The sequence below is a fragment of the Rhodococcus sp. T7 genome, from assembly GCF_009872365.1.
Lineage (GTDB): Bacteria > Actinomycetota > Actinomycetes > Mycobacteriales > Mycobacteriaceae > Rhodococcus_F.
Genome location: NZ_WXYH01000173.1, coordinates 1 through 2767 on the forward strand (window position 1 = coordinate 1; position 2767 = coordinate 2767).

General features: G+C 62.7%; 3 protein-coding genes and 1 pseudogene. All 4 read left to right on the forward strand.

Annotated features, from left to right (window positions below; genetic code table 11):
• Nucleotides 1-1044 (forward strand): FAD-binding oxidoreductase (locus MLGJGCBP_RS17875; RefSeq protein ID WP_236581179.1); only part of this gene is annotated, 1044 nt, incomplete at its 5' end.
• 51 nt (nucleotides 1045-1095) lie between these two features.
• Complete coding sequence (locus MLGJGCBP_RS17880) at nucleotides 1096-2202, forward strand: aromatic/alkene monooxygenase hydroxylase subunit beta (RefSeq protein ID WP_087558600.1); 1107 nt, start codon at nucleotides 1096-1098, stop codon at nucleotides 2200-2202.
• Nucleotides 2199-2540: a propane 2-monooxygenase effector subunit MimD gene (mimD, locus tag MLGJGCBP_RS17885; RefSeq protein WP_179220255.1), complete on the forward strand. Its 342-nt coding sequence runs from the start codon at nucleotides 2199-2201 to the stop codon at nucleotides 2538-2540. The genes MLGJGCBP_RS17880 and mimD overlap by 4 nt, the downstream gene beginning before the upstream one ends.
• An 82-nt stretch (nucleotides 2541-2622) precedes the next feature.
• Nucleotides 2623-2767 (forward strand): annotated as a pseudogene (locus tag MLGJGCBP_RS17890) (amidohydrolase family protein); the annotation flags it as partial.

The window sequence follows — 2767 nt, forward strand, 5'->3', positions numbered from 1 at the left end:
GTGGCCGACAAGCACCGTATCAACTTCGAGCCCGTCGACATCGAGATGGAAGTCGGCGAAGACGAGTACATCCTCGACGCTGCATTCCGGCAAGGCATCCACCTGATGCACGGCTGCCGTGAGGGGCGGTGCTCGGCCTGTAAGTCGTTCGTCCTGGACGGCGATATCCAGATGGAGAACTACTCGACGTTTGCTTGCAACGAATCCGAGGTCGACGAAGGGATGGTATTGCTCTGCCGCTCAACCGCATACAGCGATTGCACGATCGAGCTGCTGAACTTCGACGAGGACGAACTTCTCGGCGGCGTCCCCATCCAGGATGTACGCACCCAGGTGACCGGGATCGAGTCGATGACCAAGGACATCGTCTCGCTGCGATTGCAGCCCGTCGAACCCGCCGCCTACGAGTTCAGGCCCGGCCAGTATGCGGACCTGAAGATCCCCGGGACCGAGGAGCATCGGTCCTTCTCGATGGCAACGACGCAGTCGACACCCGGCCATATCGAATTCCTCATCAAGAAGTATCCGGGGGGAAAGTTCGCCGGGCTGCTCGACGATGCCATCTCGGTCGGCGACGAGATCAGCTTGACCGGTCCCTACGGGTCGTTCACCCTCAAGGAAGGTCACGTCCTGCCGATCGTGTTGATCGGCGGCGGAGCCGGAATGGCCCCCGTCCTCTCTCTCCTGCGGCACATGAGCGAGACGGGCAACACCCGCTCGGTGCACTTCTACTACGGTGCCCGGACGCCCGCCGACCTGTTCTACGTCGACGAAATTCTCCGACTCGGAGAGGGACTCACGGATTTCACGTTCGTGGCCTGCCTGTCGGAATCGATGGTCCCGGAGCCGGCGGGATCGATCGTCGTCGAAGAAGGCAACGTCACCGACGTCGTGAGCCGCCGCGAACCGGACATCGGCAAGACCGAGGTCTATCTCTGCGGACCACCGCCGATGGTCGACGCGGCGCTCGCTCTGCTCGAGGCCACCGGCACCCCGAGCGATCAGATCTTCTACGACAAGTTCACCAGCCCCGCCTTCGAGTAGCCCACCACAGGAATTCACAGCCCTCTTTCCCCGACAGAACTGAGAAACGAGATGACCGCAACCTCCGAGCCCAAGCAGCGGAGCTTTCCGAAGATCGAGTTCACCGACTCCGAAGCCGGTGCGCTGGAGTTCCCCAGCTCACGCAGCCGCACCTTCAACTACTACACGCCGGCCAAGAAGCGGTCGACGATGTACGAGGACGTGACCGTCGACGTCCAACCCGACCCGGATCGCCACCTCTCCCAGGGCTGGATCTACGGATTCGGCAATGGACCGGGCGGATACCCGCAGGACTGGACCGTCGCGAAGTCGTCGAACTGGCATGCCTTCCTCGACCCGAACGAGGAGTGGGACCAGACGATCTTTCGCAACAACTCGAAGGTCGTCCACCAGGTCGAACTGTGTCTCTCCAACGCCAAGCGTGCCCGCGTCTACGACGCCTGGAACACTCCCTGGTTGACGTTCATCGCCCGCAACCTGGGCGCGTGGATGCATGCCGAGAACGGTTTGGCACTGCACGTGTTCACGTCCATCCAGCGTTCCGGGCCGACCAATATGATCAACACGGCCGTCGCGGTGAACGCTGCCCACAAGATGCGCTTCGCCCAGGACCTCGCGTTGTTCAACCTGGACCTGTCCGAGGCCACCGAGGATTTCGACGGAGACGCGCACAAGGCGGTCTGGCAGTCCGCACCCGAATGGCAGCCCACCCGGGAGGTCGTCGAGCGGCTCACCGCCGTTCCGGACTGGTGTGAGCTGCTGTTCGGCTCCAACATCGTCTTCGAACAGCTGGTCGGTTCGCTGTTCCGCACCGAACTGGTGATGCAGATCGCGGCCGGTAACGGTGACTACATCACCCCCACGATCGTCGGCACCGGTGAGCACGACTACGACCGCGACCTGGCATACACCCGCAACCTGTTCCGGTTGCTCACCCGTGACCCCGAGCACGGCGAGTCGAACAAGGAACTGTTCGGCACGTGGCTGGCCACCTGGGTGCCACGGTGCCTCGACGCCGCCCGCGCACTGCAGCCGATCTGGTCGCAGCCCGCCGACAAGGCCGTCACCTTCGCCGACAGCCTCGACGCCGCCACGGCGAAGTTCCGTTCCCTGCTCGAGGAGATCGGGCTCGACATCCCCAAGGAGTTGGACCAGTGACCATGCAATTCGGATCGTCCACCGAGTTCTCCAACATGTGCGGTGTCACGTTGATGAACACCCCGATCGGCCGAGTCGTTGCGGAGGTGATGGGCGCGAAAGACGGCGTGGAGCTGACCGAGTACCCGTCGATGATCCGCGTCGACGGCCAGAAGCTGCTCGACTTCGACTACGACGAACTGACCGACGCCCTGGGTCAGGATTTCGACGGCTCGATCTTCGAGGAGATCAGCTCCACCCACTACGGGCGCATGGTCCACCTCGACGAGAAGACCCTGCTGTTCGCAAGCCCCGAGGATGCCGCCGAGTACATCGGATTCGACCTCACGGAGAACTAGCCCGCAGCTGTCCGGGGCCACCGAGACAGGTGGCCCCGGACAACCCCCAGCCCACCCGGAACCAGGACCAAGCGAGGACGCGATGTATCAGAAGGACGGTCAGAAGTACTTCATCGTCGATGGGCACGTGCACATCTGGGACGGCCGCGAGTCGAACCAGAAGAACGTGCACGGCAAGCAGTTCATCGACTGCTTCTACGACTACCACAAGAACCTCAGCCCCGAAG